At 67.8% G+C, this 19,535-nt stretch carries 6 protein-coding genes; 3 read left to right on the top strand and 3 right to left on the bottom strand.

Features of this window, described 5'->3' with window-relative positions; translation table 11 throughout:
• Positions 1-8: 8 nt before the first annotated feature.
• Positions 9-296, bottom strand: coding sequence for an EF-hand domain-containing protein (locus GGR89_RS20245; protein ID WP_125976993.1), 288 nt, complete (start codon positions 294-296; stop codon positions 9-11).
• Positions 297-683: 387 nt separating this feature from the next.
• Complete coding sequence (locus tag GGR89_RS20250; RefSeq protein ID WP_125976992.1) at positions 684-1,577, bottom strand: AraC family transcriptional regulator; 894 nt, start codon at positions 1,575-1,577, stop codon at positions 684-686.
• A gap of 195 nt (positions 1,578-1,772) precedes the next feature.
• Here GGR89_RS20250 and GGR89_RS20255 point away from each other — a divergent pair, with 195 nt between their 5' ends.
• Positions 1,773-2,504: an SDR family oxidoreductase gene (locus tag GGR89_RS20255; protein WP_125976991.1), complete on the top strand. Its 732-nt coding sequence runs from the start codon at positions 1,773-1,775 to the stop codon at positions 2,502-2,504.
• A gap of 885 nt (positions 2,505-3,389) precedes the next feature.
• Here GGR89_RS20255 and GGR89_RS20260 read toward each other — a convergent pair.
• On the bottom strand, positions 3,390-3,563 hold the full coding sequence (locus GGR89_RS20260) for a hypothetical protein (RefSeq protein WP_164542697.1): 174 nt from the start codon (positions 3,561-3,563) through the stop codon (positions 3,390-3,392).
• Between the two features lie 30 nt (positions 3,564-3,593).
• Between GGR89_RS20260 and GGR89_RS20265 the strand changes: the two genes are divergently transcribed.
• Positions 3,594-5,123, top strand: coding sequence for a ShlB/FhaC/HecB family hemolysin secretion/activation protein (locus GGR89_RS20265; protein ID WP_167713061.1), 1,530 nt, complete (start codon positions 3,594-3,596; stop codon positions 5,121-5,123).
• Entirely contained in the window at positions 5,120-19,531 is a 14,412-nt protein-coding gene (locus GGR89_RS20270) for a two-partner secretion domain-containing protein (protein WP_125976989.1), read from the top strand. The genes GGR89_RS20265 and GGR89_RS20270 overlap by 4 nt, the downstream gene beginning before the upstream one ends.
• Positions 19,532-19,535: the final 4 nt, after the last annotated feature.

Consider the following 19,535-nt stretch of genomic DNA (forward strand, 5'->3'; position numbering starts at 1 on the left):
CGCTACGCTCAGCCGCCCCGGCCGTATTTGGCGCGCGCAGCCTGCAGTTCGGCAATCGTTACCTTCCCATCGCCGTCGGCGTCGATCATCTTGAAGCCGCGTTCGCGCCGCCCAGCGGCTTTCCATTCGTCCAGGCTCAATGCGCCGTCGTGGTTGAGATCCATCTCGGCGAACTTTGCCTTGGCCTGGTCCGGCGAAGCCGCCGTCTGGGCGCTCGCCGTGCCGGTGACGAGGGCCATCATGAGGGCGGTAAGGAGTGTCGCCATAAGGGCGATAAGGACGTACAGGTGTCGCATCGACTTGCTCCGAAAATGCAATCGAGCCAGATCATCCGGCCTTGGTCCTCCGTAGCAGGGCGGCGTATCGGGCGTTCGCGTGCGTTATGTTCCATTGTGACAAATTGTGAAATCTCGTCCTCTTGAATGCTGGTTTCGGCGCGCCGCTCGCGCCAGCTGCTTTCGGGCAGTCCTGCATGGGTCTGTTGCAGCTTCGGAAACGCGGCAATGAACCGACGCTGTTTCGCGCGACGAGCGTGCGCATCCGGCCTTGCAGCCGACTGTTCCATGGCGGCGGAAGGTGGCGCGGAAGGTTCACGCCTCTCGGAGGCGTAGCGCTGCAAGCGACGACGAGCAGCCGGCGCAGCCGATCGCTCCACGCAGGATCGAGAGTCCTCCGAACCTCACTCAAATCGCGACCGCCATCTGCGGCCTCGCCCGCAACCGCCCAACGTCGCGGACGGGCGGGGCGCCGAAGAGGCGACGATATTCGCGGCTGAACTGCGAGGGGCTGTCATAGCCGACGCGGAAGCCCGCCTCTGCCGCGTCGAGCCGATCGGCCAGCATCAGCGCTCGCGCTTCCTGCAACCGCAGCTGCTTCTGATATTGCAGCGGCGTCATCGCGGTGGCGCGGCGGAAATGGTCGTGGAAGCTCGACAGGCTCATGCCGGCAAGGGCGGCGAGGTGGGGCCCGCTGAACGGCTCGCGGAAATGCGCCTTGAGCCAGGCAATGGCCTGGGCGATCTGTCCGGTGCGGCTTTCACTGCTGGCGATGGCGCGCAGGGCGCCGCCGCCCGGTCCGGTCATCAGCCGCACCAGCAATTCCCGCTCGACCAGCGGCGCGAGCAGCGGCGCGTTCGCCGGATCGCCGAGCAGCGCCGTCAGCCGCGTCGCAGCGTCGATCAGTTCCGGCGTCATCGGGTGGAGCGTCATTGCGGCGCCATCCTCCGCGCCCGCCAGGGGCGGCAGGGTCAGCGCGATCTCCGAGAGCAGGGAGGGGTCGAGATAGAGGCAGAAGCAGAGATAGGGCGCATCCGCGCTCGCCTGCGTCACCGCGCCCGTGATCGGCAGGTCGAGCGAGGCGACGAGATAGCGGGCGGGGCCATAGTCGATCACCGCGTCGCCGAGCAGCACGCGCTTGCCCCCTTGCGCGATGATGCACAGCGCCGGGCGTTGGACCATATGCACCGGCTCGCCGCTCCGGCTCGAGCGGACCAGCGCAAGGCGCGCGATGGACGTGTCGAGGATGCCGTCGCGCTCGGCATATCGGGCAATCTGCTCCGCCAGTTCCCAATGCGCCATCACCGCTTCTCTTGCTCGCCTTTAGGTTCGAATCGGCAACCTATAGGGCTGATGGCAAACGATCCAGTTCGGGGCTGCAGATCTGGAAGATCGTGCAATCATTTCGCACGACCGTTCTACCGCCAGCCGACCAGATCGCGGCATCCACGAATCATCGGATCGAGGGTTCGGTCCGTCTGAACCGGAGCGACTATCATGGGTATCGAGAACAAGGTCATCGCGATCACGGGTGCCAGCAGCGGCATCGGCGAAGGCACGGCGCGGCTGCTGGCGGCGCGCGGCGCGAAGCTGATGCTGGGCGCGCGCCGCACCGATCGGCTCGCCGCGCTGGCCGAGGAACTGAACGCGGCGGGCGGCACGGTTGCCTTCCGGTCGCTCGACGTCACCGACCGCGCCGATTTCGAGGCGTTCATCGCCGCGACCGAAGCTGAGTTTGGCCGGGTCGATGTGCTGGTCAACAATGCGGGCCTGATGCCGCTGTCGCGCTTCGACAGCCTGAAGGTGGACGAATGGGACCGGATGATCGACGTCAACATTCGCGGCGTCCTCCACGGCATCGCCGCCGCGCTCCCGCGCTTCAAGGGGCAGGGCGGCGGCCAGTTCGTCAACATCTCCTCGATCGGTGGCTATGCCGTGTGGCCGACCTGCGGCGTCTACAGCGCGACCAAATATGCGGTGCGCGCCATCTCCGAGGCGCTGCGGACGGAGCATGACGACATTCGCGTGACCATCATCGCGCCGGGCGTGGTGGAATCGGAGCTGGCCCATACGATCACCGATCAGGTCGCGGCGCAGGCGATGGTCGATTTCCGTGCGATCGCGCTCACCCCCGACGCGATCGCCCGCGCCATCGCCTATGCGGTGGAGCAGCCGGCGGACGTGGACGTCAACACCCTGATCGTCCGGCCGGTTCGCTCGACGATCTGACGGGAATCGGGCATGCGCTCAAAGGTCGGGTACAGATGTGCCCGACCTGCCGAGCAGACCAATTTGCTTGAAACGTCGGCTATCGCGGCTTGATGCCGAAGGCTTCCAGGCCGCACCCGGTCTACGTTCGTCCATCCTCGAGTATACGTCGTGGCAGCGGGTGACAACTTCGTCCCACAAGCGTCATTCGCAATTGTGCTTCCGAACGACAGGATCGTCCCATGGCCGGTCGACCTCGCGATCAGGCTCGACCTCAGCGATAGCCGCTTTCCAAGCTCCACCCATTGAAGAGACGAACGGGCGAACCTCCTAGGTGAGGATCATTCTAACTGCTGAGGACGCGTCACATCATGCCGCTAAAGCAACCAGAATGTGTGGGACCAATTGTGGGGTGCCATCAAGCCAAATTGCCCAAAAGGGCTATATTTCGCCATTTTCTGCTTGAAAATGGTGACCCCTACGGTCGCTGTGAAAATGACCTATCCCATTGATAAAAAATGCAAACCTATGGGTGGTAACGGGCTCGTACCAGCAAAAGTACCATCAGCATTTCGGGTTTATTTTATCGCGATGAGCGGGAACGGGTCCAAAGATCAGACTGGAGCTAAGAGGCAAGTCCACTTTCGCGGATCGGTCGGGGCTGCTGCTCTTAGGCATGTCCGTCGAGATGGCTATGTGACGCTGAGTTTCTGTCCGCTGCTGGTCCCGAACAGTCCCGCTCGCAGAGATGTGGTGAACCGCAAGTCGGCCGGGGTAAATCTGGATCGGCTATCGCCGACCCTAAGGCGTCGGTCCTTTGATATGGGGATTGGTTACTGCTGAATTAAGCACGAACATATTGGAATATATAAATAAACCTCTCTAAATCTCCAATTTGTGGGGAAGTTATCGACACTGGAGGGGCAGTGGTCGACGACGCGTATAGTCGTTGTATCGCTCGGGATATTGCTGCCACAGGCGGCGATGGCGCAATCGGCCGGTCAGGTCGATCGCGAAGCGCAGCGTATCCTTGAACAGCAGCAGCAACAGGCGCGCGATCGTGCCGAGCAATTCGAACAATCGCGCTCCCGGCCGCCAGCTGGCGACACCATGGACTCCCAAACCGCTCCGGTGGCGGACGACGGGGCCTGTGTAGCGGTTCGCGACGTGCGCCTTGCCGGTGCCAGCCACTACCGCGCCGGCACCTTCGAGGGCGTGCTCGCAACCCTGCGCGGCGACTGCGTCACGACCGGCGCGATCGACGGCGTGCTGCGCGCGATCACCGATCGCTATGTGCATGACGGCTTCGTGACGAGCCGGGCGGTGGTCGGACCGCAGGATCTGAAATCGGGCATCCTCACGATCACCGTCATCGAGGGCCGCCTCGGCGGGCTGAAGGACAAGGGCAGCGGCAAGCACTATGGTAGCGGCGAGATCGCGGCGGCCTTTCCGGCGCGACCAGGCGACCGGCTCAACCTCCGCGCGCTCGAGCAGGGGGTCGACCAGCTCGGCCGGATGGCCAAGGGCGATCCCAAGATCGACATCGCACCCGGCGAGACGCCGGGTACCAGCACCGTCCTGATCACCCGCCAGCCGTTGTGGCGGTGGATCCGCCCCTCGATTTCGATCAACAACGAAGGTGCGGCGAGCACCGGACGCTGGCAGGCGACCAAGAGCCTCGACATGGATTCGCTGCTCGGCATAGCCGACAGCTGGTCGCTCTATCACCAGGGTGCCGCCAGCGACGATGGCGAGCGGCGCAACCTCGCATATGGCGGCTTCGTATCGCTGCCGCATGGTTGGTGGACGCTGTCGCTGTCGAGCGGCTTTTCCAGCTATCGTTCGGTGCTGTCCGGCAACGGGCTGCGCTTCGCGACGCGCGGCCGCACCTATACCGGTGCGGCGACGCTCGAGCGGATGGTGTTCCGCGACGCCAAGACCAAGCTCTCGCTCACCGGCGGGCTGGCGCTGCTCGACACGCGCAACTTCGTCCAGGGCATTGCGCTGCAGTCCAGCAGCTACCGGATCGTCACCGGCACGCTGGGCGCGCGCTGGCAGCGGCGGCTGGCCAGGACCCAGCTGAGCCTCTCCAGCGGCTATGACCAGGGGCTGGGGCTGCTCGATGCGCATACCGTCGACACCGGACCCGGGGGCGCCACCGGACGCTACCACCGGGTGACCCTGGATGCGGCGGCGCAGACGCCGCTGACGATTGGCCCGTCCCGGCTCACCAATACGCTGGTGCTTCGCGGGCAATGGGGGTTCGACAACCTGTTCCCCGCCAATCGCTTCAGCCTGGGCGGCAGCTCCACCGTGCGCGGCTTCCGCGACGACGGCATTTCCGGGCGGACCGGCGCGTCGCTGCGCGAGCAGCTCGGCTTCGGCATCGTCGATGTCCTCAAGGCCGAGCCGCATCTCGCCACCAGCCTGTCGGGCTACCTCGCCTATGACGTGGGCGGCATCCGCCCGGTCGCGGGCGACCCGTTCGAGCGCGGCCTGCTCCAGTCGATGAGCGCCGGGCTGATGGCGCGCAGCCGCCACGTCCAGGCCGAACTCACCGTGGCCGTGCCGGTCACCGCGCCCGCCTGGGTGCGCCATCCCCAGGCCTTGTTCAGCTCCAGCATCAGGATCCTGCTGTGAAGACGATCGTCGCCCATACCGCTTCCGCCCGTGCACGCCGCGGCGCCCTGCGCACGCTGATCCTGGCGGCGCTCGCGACCTCCGCGCTTTCGCCGGCACGGGCGCAGACCAGCGCGCCCGTCGCGACGCCGCCGCTGCAGCCGGCCAACAGCCGCACCGGGCTGGACGTCACGCAGGCGGGCACGCCGATCGTCAACATCGCCACACCCGATGCCAGTGGCACCTCGTACAACGTCTTCACGCGGCTGTCGGTTGGCAAGGAAGGCCTGATCTTCGCCAACAGCCCGACGACGGGCAACAGCGCGATCGGCGGCTTCCTGATCGCCAACCCGAACCTGAAGGACGGGCGATCGGCATCGCTGATCCTCAACGAAGTCACCGGCGGCGCGCGCACCACGCTGGCCGGGCCGATGGAGATTTTCGGCCAGCGCGCGGCGCTGGTGATTGCCAACCCGACCGGCATCACCTGCGACGGCTGCGGCTTCATCAACACCAGCCGGGTGAGCCTGGCGGCGGCGAGCTTGCGCTTCGGCGCCGACGGCGCGTTCAGCGGCTTCCGCATCGCCGACGGCGGTGACGTGACGGTCGAGGGCAAGGGGCTGCTCGGCGGCAATGTCGATTATTTCGACATCATCGCGGCGGCGACGCACATCAACGCCAGCCTCTATGCCAAGGACCTGCTCGTCGCGAGCGGCAGCGGCACGGTCGACTATGCGAGCCGCACCACCAACGCCGAAGGCGCGGGGGCGCGGACCGGCGTGGCGATCGACTCCTCGGTGCTCGGCGGCATGTACGCGAACCGCATCCGGCTGGTCGGCACCGGGGCGGGGCTGGGCATCAACCTGCAGGGCACCGTCGCGGCGCTTGACGGCACGCTGACGATCACCAGCGACGGCGCGATCGCGCTTGCGGGGACGACGGCCTCGGGCGACGCGGCGATCACCGCGCGCGGCGGCGGCGTGACACTATCGGGCCAGACCTATGCCGGCGGCGCGCTGACCGTGAGCGGACAGGCGATCCGCCAGCGCGGCGATTTTGCCGGTGCGCTCGGTGCGGTGACATTCAGCGCGGGCGGCGACGTCACGCTCGATCCCGGCACCGGCATCTATGCGGGGCTCGACGCCAACGGCGCGCTGACCGGGACCGGTGCGCTGTGGATCGATGCGGCGGGCACAGTCGACATGGCCACCGCGACGCTGGCCGCGGGCGGCGCGTTGCGGCTCGACGGGGAGGGCGTCCGGCAGGCGGCGGGCGGGCGGCTCGCCGGTGCCGCGGTTACCGTGCGGACGCGGGGAAGCCAGGCGCTGGGCGGCGCGGTGAGTGCCGCAGGCGACGTCGCCCTGGCCGGCAATGCCATCGACCTTAGCGGATCGCTGGTAGCGGGCGGCGCCGCGCGGTTGGCCGCGGCGCGCGAGCTTGCGATCGGCGGGCAGATCGGCACGAACGGGGCGCTCGCGCTGACGGCCGACACGCTACGCATCGGCGGCAGCGTCGGCAGCAATGCCGATCTCACGCTCGGTGCCGCCAGCACGATCATCTCGACCGGCACGCTGCAGGCGCAAGGCGCGCTGCAGCTCACCGCGCCGTCGCTCCGCCTGTCGGGGACCACGGCCGCGGGCACGGGGCTGCGGATCACCGGTACCGACCTCGCGCTGTCCGGGTCGGCGACCAGTCTCCACGACATCGACGCGAACGTCACGACCCTGACCCTCGCCACCAGGGCGGTGCTGCAGAGCGCAGCCACGTCGCGGCTCGGTCTGGGCCAGCTCGACAATGCCGGGCTGATCGCCAGCGACAAGGACCTCACGCTCGCGGCGACGGGTGCCGTCACCAATCCAGGCCAGATCGCGGCCGGCGGCGCGCTGCGCGTGTCGAGCGGCGCCGGGTTGGCCTCCACAGGGCTTCTCCAGAGCGGCGCTGCGCTCGACGTCCGGGTCGGCGGTGCGGCTACGCTGGCGGGTACCGTCTATGCGGGCGGCAGTGCCACGCTCGCTGCGGCTTTGCTGCAATCGGCGGCGGCACTGTCGGTGCAGGGCGCGCTCACCGTCGCGGCCACCGGCGATGTGGCGCTCGCATCCGGTTCGACGACCTATGCCAAGGGCGGCATGGCGCTATCGGGCGCAGGTGTCTCGCTGTCGGGCGCGCTGCAGAGCGACGCGACGCTGGACATCCACGCGGCCCAATCGCTGGCCTTGGGCGGCCGCGCGACCGCCAGCGGCGCGACCACGATCGACGCCGCGGCCGGGGCGGTGCTGAGTGGCACCTTGGCAAGCGCCGGTGCGCTGACGCTGAACGCCGCCACCGTCGCTATTCCCGGGCAGATCCTGGCCAACGACGCGGTCTCGATCACCGCGGCGACCGACAATCTCAGCCTGGCCGGCACCATTCAGGCCGCGAAGGACGTGACGCTCACCGCGGCGATGCGGCTGCGCATCGGTGCGGAAGCGCCGGTCGGCGGCGGCGCGGGGGGCACGCCGCCGGGCACCGTGCCCGGTAGCGGTGGCGCTGATGCCGGTAGCGGCGGCTCGGGCAGCGGGGGGGCTACTGGCGATAGCGGCACCGGCACGACCACGCCGCCCGCATCCGCCACGCCAACTGGCGATGTTGCACTCAATCTGCCGTCGATCGGTGCCACCACTGCGCCATCCGCGGGATCGCTTGCGTCGAGCGGCGCCGTCACGCTGACGGCCGACGAGATCGAGATTGCCGGTACGGTCGCAGCAAAGGGCGACCTCACCGCGCTTGCCGCGCACGTTCTGACGGTGCGCGGCACCGCCTGGAGCGACGGCGCGCTCACCGCCCAAGCGGGGTCGCTGCAGGTCGGTTCGCTCGCCAGCCTGGCGGCGGCGGGTCCGGTTGCGATCACGGTGCAGGACGATCTCGCCAATCTCGGCACGATTTCGTCGAACGGCGGCCCCCTGTTGCTGGGCGTGGGCGGCGCCTTCAGCAATGCGGGCACGCTTTCCGCCAAGACCGGGCTGCAGGTGCAGGTCGCGGGCGATGTGCTGTCCTCGGGCACCTTTTCCGGCGGATCGTTCAAGCTCGACGCGCGCGACGTGACGCTCACCGGCGCAACGGTCGGCACCGGCGGCGTGGCGATCACCGGTCGGACGCTGCTGCTTGGCGTCGGCAGCGACACCCAGAGCGGCGGTGCGCTGGCGCTCACCAGCAGCGGTGCGACCACCGTCGGCGGCAAGCTGCTCGCCACCGGCGCCTTGTCGATCGACGCGACCGGCTCACTGGCGATCGGCGCCGCTGCGGACATCGAGGCGGGCGGCACGGCGCGCTTCCATTCGCTCGACGCGCTGACCGGCGCGGCCGACAGCAGGATCGCCGCCAACGGCGCGCTGAGCCTTACCGGCACGACGTTGGCGCTTGCGGCAATAATCGCGGGCAACGGTACCCTCGACCTCTCGGCCGGCGACGCAATGACGCTGTCGGGGACGACCACTGCGCTGGGCGACATCACCGCCTCGGCAGGTGCGAGCGACATCGCCGGAAGCCTGGCCAGTGCGGGCAAACTCAGCCTCACCGCCGGGGCGACGGTGCTTCGCGCGGGCTCAACCGTCCAGGCGTCGGGTGCGCTCGCTCTTTCTGCGACCTCGCTCGCGGCGAACGGCACGCTGCTGGCCGGGGGCAAGCTCGCGCTCACCGGCACCGGCGACCTGCATCTCGCGGGCACCATTGCGGCCGGGTCGGTCGACGCGCAGGGGCAGGTGACCAGCGTCGGCGACCTGTCGATCCGAGCGGGCGGGGCGTTGCAGCTTGCCGCCGTGTCGAACGCCACGGGCGCCGTCGACCTCGCCGGGCAGGAGGTGACGCTGGGCGGCACGCTCGTGGCGCTGCGCACGCTGCGCGTCGACGCGGCGACGCTCAGCACCACCGGCGATGCCAAGGCCAATGGCGGCGTGATCCTGGCCGCGCTGGGCGATGCGACGCTGGGCGGCACGGTCACCGGCCTGGGCGGCATCGACGTGACGAGCGGCGGAACGCTCGTGCAGAGTGCGGCGCTCGCCTCCAACGTCGGGCTGCGATTGTCGGCGGCAGGCATGCTCAGCCATGGCGGGACCAGCAGCGCGCTGGGGGATGTCGCGCTGCAGGGCGGCGGGCTGTCGCTGGGCGGCACGATCCGCGGTAACGGCCTCGTGTCGCTGGCCAGCACCAGCGGGGATATCGCGCTGCTCCAGGGCGGGCAGGCCTCGGGGCAGCGTGTCGAGCTGCGTTCGGCGAACGCGGTCACGGTGGCCGGGACGCTCGCCGCCGCGCAATCGCTCACCGCCGAGAGTGCGGGTGCCTTCGCGCTGCGGGCGCAGGGTGTGCTGCAGGCAGGCACTACCGCGAGTGACGGACAGGTCACCGCAGTCGGGGCGATGACGCTCACCGCTGGTGGCGCGTTCACCCATGCCGGCGCGATCGGATCGACCGGTGGCCTCTCGCTTACTGCTCAGCAGCTGTCGAGCAGCGGCACCATGTCGGCGGGCGCGGACATGGCGCTGGTCGCGGATAGCGGCACGATCGGCGGCAGCCTGGTCGGTCTGGGCGCGGTGTCGGTACGCTCGACGGCGGGGGGGCTCGACCTCACCGGCACCATTGAAGGCCGGAACGTTAACGTCTCGGCGACCGGCGGCGATCTGGCCTTGGGCGGCGCGTCGCGCGTCACCGCCTATGGCACCGGCAGCGACGGCCTGCTGACGCTGGCGAGCAGCGGCGCGATCGGTGCGCTGGGCGTGCTCGCCGCCAACAACGACGTGTCGGTCACGGCGGCCGGCGACCTCCATGTCGGCGCCGACCGAACCGGCAGCGATGCGGCGCGGGCGCTGTCGACGCTGGGGGCGGTGACGCTTCGCGCGGGCGGCGCGCTGGTCAATGACGGCAGCGTCGCGGCGGGGCGCAGCCTGTCGCTGACCGCGCAACGCCTGACCAGCACCAACCTGTCGGCGGGCGAGGGAATCGTCGCCGACATCGCCGGCGCGGCGACGCTGAGCGGCCTCACCAGCGCGCGCGACGTCGCGCTGACCGCAGGCGGCAATATCGCGCTGGTGCAAGGCGCCAAGCTTGAGACGCTGGGTGATCTCCGTCTGTCGGCGGGCGGCGCGATCCGTAACGACGGCGGGATCACCGCAGGGTCGACGGCAGCCGGCGCGACGGTGGGCAATATCACGCTGACGAGTGCGGCTGCGCTAACCTCCACCGGCGCGATCGTGGCCAATAACGGCGCGGTCATGCTCGGGGGGGTGAGTGTCGTGCTGGGCGGCGCGCTTGATCAGCGCGGCGGCGTCTATGCGGCGGGTGCGCTGACGCTGAACACGGCCGTGGCGACGGTGCTTGACGGCGGCCAGGCCATCTCGAACGCCGACTTCAACTACACTGGTACCAGTCTGACGTTGGGCGCCGGAAGCCTGCTCCAGTCGAACCACAACCTCGGCGTCGCGCTGAACGGTGGCGGCTATCGCTCGGGCGGCAGTCTCGTCGCGCTGGGCGACCTGACCCTCGGGGTGGCCGGGGGCGGCATCGACAATCTTGCCGGCAGCGGCATCTTTGCCGGCGGCTCGGGCGCGAGTGCGGGCGGCGGCTCGCTGACGCTCAGCGCCGATGCCATCGCCAACGCCGGTTCGATCGTCGCGACCGCCTCGGCGGGCGGGGTGGGGGGCGACGCGACGCTGCGCGCTGCGACACTGACTGCCGGTGGTCTGCTCCATGCCGACCGCACGCTTGGCGTGACGGCAAGCATGGCGACCATCACCGGCACCGCCGAGGCGGGCGCGGCGATCCACTGGACGATCCCGGCGCTTACCGTGGCGAGCGGAGGCACTCTCAAGAGCGTCGGCAACGTAACGCTCTCCGGCGCCAGCTTCTCCAACGCCGGTACGGTCGCAACGGGCGGGGCGCTGGCGATCACCACCAGCGGCGACCTCGCATCGTCCGGCATCTTCTCGGCACCAGGGGCGATCGATCTCTCCAGCGGTGGCAACGTCACCCTGGCCTCCGGCTCCCAGACCTGGGCGGGTGCGACACAGGCCACCCCGGCCATCGCCGGCGGCAATGTCAGCCTGCGCGCCGTAACGGTGGCGAGCCTCGGCACCCTTTCGGCAACCGGCGCGCTTGCGCTCACCGCGGACAGCGTGACGGTGGGCGGCGCCAACGTCGCCAATGGCAACCTTAGTCTGTCGAGCTTCCACGGCGGGGCACCCTCGCTGACGGTGAACGCCGGGGCGACGCTCGCCACCTATCTCGGCGATGCGACGCTCGGCAGCCTGGCGTCGTTGAACCTGCAGGGCGCGCTGACCGCGAGCAACGGCAGTGTCTCGTTCACCGCAGCCAACACCAGCATCGGCGCGAGCGGCCGGCTCGCCGCCGGGCGCGACGTGACGATCACTACCGCCGGCGGCGCGCTGTCGATCGAGGGGCAACTCGTCGCGAGCAACGACCTGAAGCTCGTCGACGGCACGCTAACGGTGGGGGCCGCCGGACTGGTGCAGGCCGGCCACGACGTCACCTTCACCAGCGGCAACGCTTTTGCAGGCAGCGGCACGGCGAGCATCAATGGCATCGGTTATGCGGTGGACGGCATGCCGATCTCGGCGCGGATCGCGGGCAAGATCAGCGCGGGCAACAACCTCCTGATGACACTGCCCGGCGCGGTGATCGTCGATGGCTCGGCCCAGCTCGTCGCCACCAACAATCTGTCGCTGACCGCCGGCAATTTCCTGATCGGCGCACGTTATGTCGGCGACAGCGCGGGCAATGCCGTACAGATGGGGGTGATCGCCGGGGGCGACCTGAACCTGACCGCTAATGGCGCCGGCGGGGTGATGCTGGATGGCTCCGTGCAGGCGGGCCGCAGCCTCACCGTGGGCGCGGGCGGGGCGATCCGGTCTACCGGCGCCGCGCAGTTCGTCGCGGGCACCAACCTGTCGCTCAGCGGCTCGGCGCTGAACCTCGCCGGGTACAATTCGGGCCAGAGCCTCGTCTCGCTGCACGCGGGCGGCGACATCACGCTGTCCGGCGCGACCGCGTCCAACGGGCGGGTGACGATCGCGGCGAACACGGGGACGGTGACGGGCAGCGGCTCGATCACGGTGCGCGGCGGCGCGGGCAACACGACCGTCGTCGGCCGCGACATCGGCGGCTCGGCGAACCTCGACATCCAGACCGGCGGCAGTTTCACCAACCAGGGCAGCCTGTGGTCCGACGGGGTGGTGTTCCTCAAGTCGGCGGGCGGCAGCATCGTCAACGATGCCCGCGGCGCCAATGGTGGCATCACCGCGGCGACCATCGTGACGCAGACCGATGCCGGTGCCTTCACTAACGCCGCAGGCGCGTTCAAGGCGGACAATGCGGGCATTTTCCTCGGCGGCGATTTCAACAACAGCGGAAGCTTCGCGCCTTCGGGCAATTACTGGATCAGCGCGGCGAACATCCGCAACACCGGGCTGCTGGCGACCTCGGGCAACCTGACGCTGCAGGCGGCGGGCGAACTGTACAATGTCGGCACCATCTATGCAGGCAACCGCCTGACCCTCACCGCCGGGGGAGCGCTCACCAACGACTATATCGGCGACAACCAAGGCAATGGCAGCCACGGCCTGATCCTGGCGCAGAGTGACATATCCATCACCGCGCATGATGTGGCGAACCTGTCGGCGACGATTCAGTCGCTGGGGGGCGGGGTGCAGATCGCGCTGACCGGCGGAAGCCTCTCCAACGCCGTCAAGAAGCTGGATATAGCCACGTCCTCGGGCGGTGGAACGTCGTTCGTCGACCGCGCTACGGGTGCCTCGATTTCTTCTGCAGATTTCTACGCAAAACCTGTAGGGAAGCGGGGTGTTCTGACAGAGGACAATGTAGGCATTGTCATCACATCGGATCCAAATCCTAATGAGGCAAATAGCGGGGCTAAATGCCTTGCCTCGGATGGTGATTTTTTAAGTAACTTCCTCGGATGTATTGCGCATGGGCGGTGGGGTTCGTCCATTACCTACATTGTATATGACATAAAGGCCGGTGGAAGCAGCAACTCGACAGTAAATGCCGTGACGGGTGCGGCGACTATATCCGCCGCTGGATCGGTAACCGTCCAAGCGGGCTCGGGCAGTGTCACCAACAGCAATTCGTCGATCCTCGCTGGCGGCAACATAACGATCAATTCCGCCGGCACCGTCACCAATGTTTCGGACCTGCTCGTTTCCAACGGCACCAATACCGGCGTCTCGGGCGCCACCGCGATCATCCGGGCGGGCGGTGCCGTGACGATCAACGCCGGCAGCTTCAAGAACGTCGCGAACAATCTGGTCGGCGCAGATACGTTCACCGCCTCCCAGCTTGTCCAACATGCCTCTCCAGGTTCGGCGGGAGCCGGAGCGCCCGGTACGGGCAGCGCTGGCAACGGCGCGTCGGCATCTGCGGCCAACGCGAACGGTGTCTCCGGCGGCGGCGTCGCGGCAGGCGGTGCGTCCGCCGCGGGCCGTGGCGGCGCGGGCGGGCTTGCGGGGAAGGGACTGGGCGGTCTCGCCGTCTCCCTTGCGGGGCTCGCGGGCGGCGGCAGTGTCGGGGCTGCCAGCCGGACGAAGGAGGGCATGCGCGTCGGCGACCTCTCTGGCCTAGATCCGTCCGCGGGCGCCGCAGGAGAGCTGTCCGGCCTCGGCACCGGCAACATCCAGGGCGCGCAGGTCGTCGGCCAGGTGCGTGACGGCGCGGGCGGCGCGGCGGCGATCGGGCTGGGCAACCAGACGATCGGCGGCGGCGCGCTCGGCAGCGGCGGTGCCGCGGGCGCGATGCGCCCCGGCGCCTCGGCGATCGTCCCCGGCCTCGTCGCCGGCCTCAACGGCAGCGGTGCGCCGACGCTCGCCAACCAGGCGTTCGGCAGCTTCCTCGGCGGGTTCCTCGCCAGCTTCAACCTCACCGGCAATTCCCCCTCGCTGTTCACCTACAACACCAACCCGGCGTCCGGCCCGCTGTTCAGCAGCAACCCCGCGCTCTCGTCCGAAGCGGCGCTCTACGATTCCAAATGGTTCTTCGACCGGGTCTCGCCCGACCGCGCGACCACCTACACCCGGCTCGGCGACGGCTTCTTCGAAGCGCTGCTCGTCTCGCGCGAGGTGCAGGCGCAGAGCGGCCAGGCGCAGCTTTCGCAGTTCGGCTCGGCGCTCGACCAATATCAGGGCCTGCTCAAGAATGCCGAGAAGGCGCAGGCCGGGCTCGGCCTCCAGCTCGGCGTGGCGCTGACCGCCGAGCAGGTCGCCGCGCTCACCGAGCCGATGGTCTGGTACGTTCAGAGCAAGGTCGAGGGGCAGGACGTGCTCGTCCCCGTCGTCTATCTCGCCGCCAACGATGCCAAGGCGATATCGGGCGGCGCGCTGATCGCGGGCAGCAACGTCTCGATCACCGCCAGCGGCGGCATCACCAACAGCGGCACGCTGCAGGCCAAGGACATCGTGGCACTCGCGGCCAAGGGCGGGGACATCGTCAACGCCAGCGGCGCGACCATCGCCGGCGGCTCGGTGATCGCCGATGCCGCGCGCGACATCCTGCTCGCCGGGGGCAGCACGATCCGCGCCGATGCGGGCGTGACGCTCCAGGCCGGCCGCGATCTCGTTACCACCACCGTCTCCAGCACCAGCCACAGCGCGACCGCGAGCTATCAGGACAGCCGCCACTGGTCGAACAGCGCCACCACCACCGAGCAGATCACCGGCGCGACGATCGCCGCGGGCGGCAACCTGCTGCTCCAGGCCGGCGGCGACATGACGCTCACCACCGCGACGCTCAGCGCTGGGGGTACCGCCGCACTCGGCGCGGGCGGCAACCTGTCGCTCGGCGGCACCAGCGCGACGACCACCACCACCCAGTCCGAGCGCACCGGCAAATATACCAACGCCAGCAGCACCACGACCTCGACCGCGTTCGTCGGCACCAGCGTCACCGCGGCGGGCCCGCTGACGCTCGCCGCCGGTGCGGCGCTGACGATCACCGGCAGCACGGTGAAGACCACCGACAAGGCGACGGGCGACATCACGCTTTATGGCGGCCAGGGCGTGGCGGTCGTTTCGGCCGAGGAGACCGCGTCGCTCGACAAGCGCGCGCAGACGGGCAAGAAGAGCAACACCACCACCAGCGCAACCAGCACCACCAACCAGCTCGCGGCCATCGACGCGGCCGGGGACCTGAGCCTTCTCAGCCCCGGCGCGGTGAACATCGCCGGTGCGACGGTGACCGCCGGCGGCGCACTCGGCGTCGATGTCGGCAGCCTGACGCTCTCGGGTGTGGTGGACACAGTGGACGCCCGCGTCGACACCAGCTCGAAGAAGTCGGGCCTGTTCTCGTCCACCACCAAGCGTACCAGCACGACGACGCACGACGAGACCGCGGTCGCCTCCACGCTGACGGGCGACACCGCCGTGGTGACGGCGAGCGGCGCGGTGACGATCACCGGCGCCAACCTGGTCGCCTCGAACGGGCTGACGCTCACGGCCGGCGGCCCCGTGACGATCGGCACGCTCGCCACCACCGATACCGAGCAGAGCAGTTCTTCGGTCAAGAAGAGCGGCTTCTCGCTGGGCGGCGGCGGGCTGTTCCTGGGCGTCGCCAAGACCAGCACCACCGGCAGCACGACCGACGTGACCCAGGCCGGATCGGTGGTGGGCACCAGCGCGGGCAACCTCACGATCGACACGAAGGGCGTGCTCGGCATCACCGGCAGCACGGTGGCGGCGGGCGGCGACGTGCTGCTCAAGGGCGCCTCGGTCAGCATCGCCAATGCGCTCGACGTGCGCGACACCACGCAGACCACCAAGACCTCGAGCGTGGGCGTCACCCTCGGCGTGCAGAGCCAGCTGCTGCAGAGCGTCGGCAACCTCGCCGACATGGCGCAGCTCGCGACCAGCACCGGCAACGACCGCGTCGCCGCGGTGGCGGGGCTCGCCGGCGGCATGGCGGCGGTCAACGCCTATCAGGCAGGCGAGGATCTCGCGAGTGCGTGGAAGAAGCGGGAGGGCGACCTCGGCATCTCGGTCGGCGCCACTTTCGGCATCTCCAAGTCGAGCTCGACCAACACTACGCACGACGAGACCGTGGTCGGCAGCGCGGTGAACGGCCGCGACGTGACGATCGTCGCCAACGGCACCGGCGCCAGCGGCACGATCGACGTGCGCGGCTCCACCGTCGACGCCAAGGGCAACCTCACCCTCGCGGCGAACGGCGCGATCACGCTGGCGGCCGCGACGGAAGAAGACCGCCAGAGCGGCAACGCCAAGAGCAGCGGCTTCACGCTGGGCGTCACCTCCGAGCTCAAGCTCAACAAGAATGGCGACCAGCGCAGCCTCGCCAAGCTCAGCCCCACCATCTCGGTGGGCCTCTCCTCGTCGAACAGCAACTACACCGGCACCCAGGTCACCAATGTCGAGAGCGTGCTGACCGCCGGCGGCACCGCGACGCTGGTGACGCCGGGGGCGCTGGGGCTGGACGGGGCGATCGTCTCGGGCGGGAAGGTGGTGGTCGATGCCGGCAGCCTGGCGATCGCCAGCCGGCAGGACACCAGCACCTACCAGTCCAGCTCGCACAGCGCCTCGGTAGGGGCGAGCTTCGCGTTCGGCACGGGGCAGATCTCGGTTTCGGGCAATCTCTCGAACGGCAAGCAGCAGGGCGATTTCGCCAGCGTGGTCGAGCAGGCGGGCATCTATGCCGGCGACCAGGGCTTTGCGATTAAAGTCGGCGGCGACACGTCGCTGATCGGCGCGGTGATCGCCAGCACCGCGGACCCGTCGAAGAACAGCCTGACCACCGGCACGCTCCACGCCAGCGACCTCGAGAACCGGGAGACCTGGGACGCCAGCCAGACCTCGATCGGCGGCGGCATCGGCGGGATCAAGGCGGGCAAGGACGGGCAAGCCTCGCAGCAGGGCGCCACGCCGTTGCCGGGGCTGCCGATCAAGGGGTTGGGCACGGTGACCGCGACCCCGCCGATGGCGATGGGGGCGAGCGGCGACCAGTCCGGCACGACCTATTCGGCTATCGCGAACGGCACGATCACGATCACTTCGGGCGACGCCGCCAGCACCGCGCTCGCCCATACGATCAGCCGCGACACCAACGGTGCCAATGCCGGCGCGATCGTCCAGCAGTTCGACGAGGCCAAGCGGCAGGAAATCGCCCAGGGCTTCCAGGCGGCGCAGACGCTGGCGGCAGAGACGACGGCGTTCCTGAGCCATCAGGCGGCCGAGGGCGACAAGTGGACCAAGGAGCATCCTAACGAGGATCCAAAGTCGAACCCCTATGCGCTCTGGGGTGCCGGTGGCACCGGGCGGCTGGTGCTTACCGCGATCAACGGTGCCGCTGGATCGGACGTGAGTGGCTCGCTCACCAGCCTCGTGCAGGCCTCTGCGACCAACATCCTGCAGGGCCTTGCGGCACGAGAAGTCAAGTTGATCGCGGATCGGCTCAGCGATGACGCAGGTAACGCGTCTGCAGCAAGCGAGGCGGTGCGGTCCGCCTTGCAAGCCGTCGTAGGCTGCGCGGGCAGCACGGCCGGTGGAAATGGGAACTGCGGTGCAGCTGCGGTGGGTGCGGCAACATCCGTACTTACCAACTATTTGTTGACCAAGTTTATCGACGCCCCGCCCGAGATCGATCCTGCTACGGGGCGTCCGACTCCCCGTAGCTTGGCCGATCAACAAGCTCGGGAGAATCTGGTTTCGACGGTCGTCGCTGGAATCGCCGCAACGGCCGGGCTCGACGTTGGTGTCGCGGTTGTCGCCGCACAAACTGAAACAGAAAACAACGATTTGAACTGGCGTATCGTGCCTAGCCTGACGCTGGATCAGGCGCGGGCGAGCCTGGCGGCAGCAAGGAAGCAGATCGCGGATCATCCTGAGGATAGTGCAGCAAGCACGCGAGCCGCGGCGTCTTTGGCCGATTACATCGGTCGACTTGAAAGGAAGGAAGCTGCGAGCACTGCTGTTGCCAACAAGATTGAGGCAGCCATCGCCGCTAATCCCGCTCGTAGTGCAGAGCTTAGGGGCCTTTCGGCGTCGGAACGCGACAAGCTCGCGCAGGTCTACACCGAAGATCCCCAGCTAGCCGACGCGCTGATCGGCCAGAGCCAGGCGGTTCGGAACATCGTGTATAGCGACCTCGCAGCGGGACGTGGCGACAACATCTTGGGCCGCGCGGGGAATACTGTTCTCTCAGCGGTACTCAGCGAGGAGACAATGCTTTCCCTCTATCTTAGCAATGCGTCGGATCGTGCGGGGGAGCGTAAGGGAGGCTTCGACGAAGCGCTTCAGAGCGGCCGCGACAAGCTTGCGGCTAACGAAAAGGCAACACAGCAGGCGGCGGATCAAGAGGCCGAGCGAATGCGAGCGAAGGGAGAATCGGACCTCGCGATCAAAACCTACCTTTTCGTCCAGTACTTTAACGCGGCGACTAAACGTGAAGCTGGGACTGGCCTGCTCGACCAGCTCCAAGTCGTCGGGGACTATGTAACCGACCCTGCGCGTGTTTCGGACGCTGCTCTCAACGGCTTTGCGAAAAATCTCGACGGCGCATTCTTGGACGACAAAAGTGCGCTGGAACGGTTGACTTCACTGAAGGACGTGGCAGTCGACTTCGCCAATGCCGATGTGCGCACGCAGGCGACAGCGTCCGGCAAGATCGCTGGCAAAGCCGTCCTCGCGATCGGTGAGGTAGTCGTTACAAAGGGGGTATCCGCTACCGCCGGGCGGGCGACTGAAGCGATCGCTGCCGATGGCAAAGCCGTCGAGGCATTGGCTCCTGCGGATTCCGCGACGCCATCCGCTGGCAGCGCGGTAATTGATGCCACCTCGCCTAAGTCCGCTTCGAGCGGAGTCGTAAGCGGTGAGAGTCCTGACATATCGAAAGGTCAAGGCATAGGCACCGGTGAAACCGCCGAAGTGGTGGAGAAACCAAGCGCTGAGACAAGCCCTCCCCCTTTGATTGATGAGTTGGATGAAACTGGACCAACAGTTTTAAGGCCGAGGGACATTGTCGAATTCGACGAGTTCAATCGCCTCAACGTCATTGATCCAGCTACCGGCAAACCCAAGCCGGGTGAAGCTTCTGCGGCAGTAGAGCTTCAAAAATTGCTTGGAGGTCGCCTAGAGCGTCTTGAAGGATCCAGCGGAGCGGACTTTAAGTTTGTAAGCGGGCCTAAATCAGGGGAGAGTGTAGACTTTATGTTGACTCCCAGTAGCTTGAAAGAGGCGGCGGGAGTGAATCAGTTCTTTGAAAAAAATGCCGAAAGGTTTGCATGGCAACTCAGTGAGCACCTTGATAAAGCTGACATCGTTCCAATAGACACGAGATTTCTCACTGAAAAAAACAAAGAAATACTTTTCGAAATCATCAGGAAACAGCCGGTCGATAAGCAAGGTAAAATAATCCTTTTTAGGTGATATG

The sequence above is a fragment of the Sphingomonas trueperi genome (genome assembly GCF_011927635.1).
Lineage (GTDB): Bacteria > Pseudomonadota > Alphaproteobacteria > Sphingomonadales > Sphingomonadaceae > Sphingomonas > Sphingomonas trueperi.

Excerpts from the sequence above, each read along its gene's own strand:
- GGR89_RS20245 (WP_125976993.1), bottom strand. The coding sequence starts at position 296 with ATGCGACACCTGTACGTCCTTATCGCCCTTATGGCGACACTCCTTACC.
- GGR89_RS20250 (WP_125976992.1), bottom strand. The coding sequence starts at position 1,577 with ATGGCGCATTGGGAACTGGCGGAGCAGATTGCCCGATATGCCGAGCGC.
- GGR89_RS20255 (WP_125976991.1), top strand. The coding sequence starts at position 1,773 with ATGGGTATCGAGAACAAGGTCATCGCGATCACGGGTGCCAGCAGCGGC.
- GGR89_RS20265 (WP_167713061.1), top strand. The coding sequence starts at position 3,594 with ATGGACTCCCAAACCGCTCCGGTGGCGGACGACGGGGCCTGTGTAGCG.